Here is a 2,592-nt window from a genome sequence, read left to right on the forward strand (position 1 = left end):
TCGTACATGTGCCGCGGGATCCCGGTCGGCGAGTCGGTCTCCCTGACGGTCTCGATCGCCGGGTTCGGCCGGACGAGGCGCTCGCGCTCATACCCCACCCAGGACGAGCGCGGGCCGGTCTCGCCGTCCGGCAGCGCGAACACCAAGCCCGCGAAGTTCGCCGCCCCCGCGCGCAGCGCCTCCTCGGCCGACGCCGCCGGCACGCTCCCCACCAGCAGCAGGTCACTGGACACTCGCGAGGTCATGCCGCTTAACATACGCAGCCCTGCATCTCAGGCGACAGGGGGTAGCTTTTTCGGGTGACCCGTGCGCCCATCTCGCTTCCCGGCCGGACCGTCATCGTCGACTACGGAGAGGTCATCTCGCTTGGGCAGTCAGCCGCCGACCGGGATGCGATCAGCGCCCTGGCCGGGGTGGACGGCGCGAAGTTCTGGCCCGCCTACTGGGCCCACAGGTCGGGCCTGGACCTGGGCCGGGCCGGCGTCGCCGCCTACTGGCGCGCGATCGCCAGCGAGATCGGCGCCAGCTGGGACGACGCGCGGGTACACGAGCTGTGGGCGGCGGACCTGCGCAGCTGGATGCGGATCAACCCCCAGACGATCGAGGTGCTTTCTGACCTGAAGGCGGGCGGCACCAGGCTGGCGCTGCTGTCCAACGCCGGGCCCGACTACGGCAGCTACTTCCGGCACGGCCCGCTCGGCGACTTCCTCGCGGCCTGCTACGTCAGCGGCGAGCTCAACTTGCTGAAGCCGCAGCCAGAGATCTTCCGGCACGTCCTCGCCGACCTGGGCATCGGCGCCGCCGAGGCGGTGTTCATCGACAACAAAGAAGCCAACGTGCGGGGCGCGCAGGCCCTCGGGATCACCGGCCACGTTTTCACGGGCACCGAGGACCTGCGCGCCTTCCTGGCGTCACTCGCCTGATCAGGCGAACCGGCGCCGCAGCCACAAGAAAGTGGCCCGGCTGGTAGGGTCAGCAGCTGCCTGATGCCGAGCCTGGCGCAGCACTCCTGAACGGCCTGGCTCATGCCGGGAGGAGGCCCGGCATTCGCGCCGTGGGACAGGCTCGCCGCCGGGAACTTGTTGGGGCATGCCCGCTGGCGGTGATCAGATCGGTCATGCTACGCCCTCCGCAGCCGGGGACCGAAACGTGTCGCGGAACAGCGCCTCGATGCTCTCGTCGTCCAGCCCCGCCCGGCGGGCCTTGGCCAGCCACCGCGTCAGCTCCTGCCGCAGCGGGCCGTGCGCGGCCAGCGAGACGCCGCTCAGGGTCGCGGTCACGAAGGTCCCGATTCCCGGCCGGGCCGCGACAAGCCCCGCGTGCTCGAGCTCCTTGTAGGCCTTGAGCACGGTGTTCGGATTGATCGCCAGGCTTGCCACCACGTCCTTGACGGTCGGGAGCTGGTCGCCCTCGTGCAGCAAGCCCAGCCGGAGCGCGTGCCGTACCTGCTGGACGATCTGCTGGTATGGTGACACGCCCGAGCGGGCGTCCAGGTGGAACTCGATCAACGGAACCAAACCTCTATTCATCTAGGTTCCTAGATGAACCCCCTTCTAGGGGTGCCCGTGTCGAGCCAAATAGCCACGCGCCAGGGAGGATGCCATGACGTCCAGGATCGGCAATGTCGCCTTCGACTGCCACGACGTGCTGAAGCTAGCCGCCTTCTGGTCGGCAGTGCTTGGCCGCCCGCTCGATAAGGGCAGCAGCGAGCTGTTCGCCTCCATCGGCGGAGCCGACGCCGAACGGCCGGAGCCGGCCTGGTACTTCAACAAGGTGCCCGAAGCGAAGCAGGCCAAGAACCGTGTCCACCTCGACCTGGTGAACCCCGACCCGTCAGCCGTCGACGAACTCATAGCGCTCGGTGCCACGGTCGTCAGCCAGCATCGGCTGGGGGACGGAAGCCACAGCTGGACCGTGCTGCAAGACCCCGAGGGCAACGAATTCTGCATCGCGGTCAAGAGCTTCACCGGCTGGGACTGACCCGGCAGGTGATCGGGTTCTGGCTCAGGTGCTCCAAGAGGGGGTTACCCACGGTGATGCCTTGGAGTGGCTTCCCCGGCGCCCTGCCGGAAGTACCAACCTCTTCTTCACCAGCCCGCCATACGCCGACTTTGCCGGGGGCGGGACCACAGTTGTCGTCGCTCGGCGACTCGGACGAGTCGCAGGCGGCTTCGAGATTCACGAGGACTTCATGCTTGAAGCTCGTCGCCGCTTTCCTTCCCGTTATCCCGGCCCGCGCGTGCACCGGCGCCGGCGTTGTGTATCCAGGCGGTGATGGCGTCTTGCCATGACTGGAGGTAGGCGGGGTATTCATCGGCGAATTCACGCAGCTTGCGGCTGGCGGGGCCGGTGAGTGCGGTTAGCTGATAGGTGACTTCGACCTCGCTGTGGCGGCCGGCGGCGCTGACCGTGATCGTCACGGTGCCGGCCTGGTCGCCGGGGGTCACGCGGGCGTAGGAGATGCGCTGGCCTGGTTGCCGGTCTGTCACGAGCCAGATGGTGGGCCGGCCGTGGGCGCTGGTTTCGAAGACGGTTCCCGGCTCGGTGTCGTCGGGGGCCGGGGCCGGGAAGGCGGGGTGCCATCCATGTGCC

The 2,592-nt window shown here is 68.5% G+C and carries 5 protein-coding genes; 2 read left to right on the forward strand and 3 right to left on the reverse strand.

Going from position 1 to position 2,592, the window contains the following annotated elements; genetic code table 11:
* Positions 1-245 (reverse strand): hypothetical protein (locus Q1N79_RS24015; protein WP_300612677.1); only part of this gene is annotated, 245 nt, incomplete at its 3' end.
* Positions 246-299: 54 nt separating this feature from the next.
* Here Q1N79_RS24015 and Q1N79_RS24020 point away from each other — a divergent pair.
* Positions 300-923: an HAD family phosphatase gene (locus tag Q1N79_RS24020; protein WP_300612679.1), complete on the forward strand. Its 624-nt coding sequence runs from the start codon at positions 300-302 to the stop codon at positions 921-923.
* A gap of 192 nt (positions 924-1,115) precedes the next feature.
* On the opposite strand, the gene Q1N79_RS24025 is transcribed toward Q1N79_RS24020, so the two are convergent.
* On the reverse strand, positions 1,116-1,508 hold the full coding sequence (locus Q1N79_RS24025) for a GntR family transcriptional regulator (protein WP_300612681.1): 393 nt from the start codon (positions 1,506-1,508) through the stop codon (positions 1,116-1,118).
* 94 nt (positions 1,509-1,602) lie between these two features.
* Here Q1N79_RS24025 and Q1N79_RS24030 point away from each other — a divergent pair, with 94 nt between their 5' ends.
* Positions 1,603-1,980, forward strand: coding sequence for a VOC family protein (locus tag Q1N79_RS24030; protein WP_300612683.1), 378 nt, complete (start codon positions 1,603-1,605; stop codon positions 1,978-1,980).
* Between the two features lie 209 nt (positions 1,981-2,189).
* Here the strand turns inward: Q1N79_RS24030 and Q1N79_RS24035 are convergent.
* The coding region (locus tag Q1N79_RS24035) for a hypothetical protein (protein WP_300612685.1) at positions 2,190-2,592 on the reverse strand (403 nt) is incomplete at its 5' end.

It is taken from the genome of Trebonia sp., from assembly GCF_030042015.1.
Taxonomy (GTDB): Bacteria; Actinomycetota; Actinomycetes; order Streptosporangiales; family Streptosporangiaceae; genus Trebonia.

Coding starts and splice junctions, on each gene's coding strand:
- Q1N79_RS24030 (WP_300612683.1), top strand. CDS start 1,603: ATGACGTCCAGGATCGGCAATGTCGCCTTCGACTGCCACGACGTGCTG.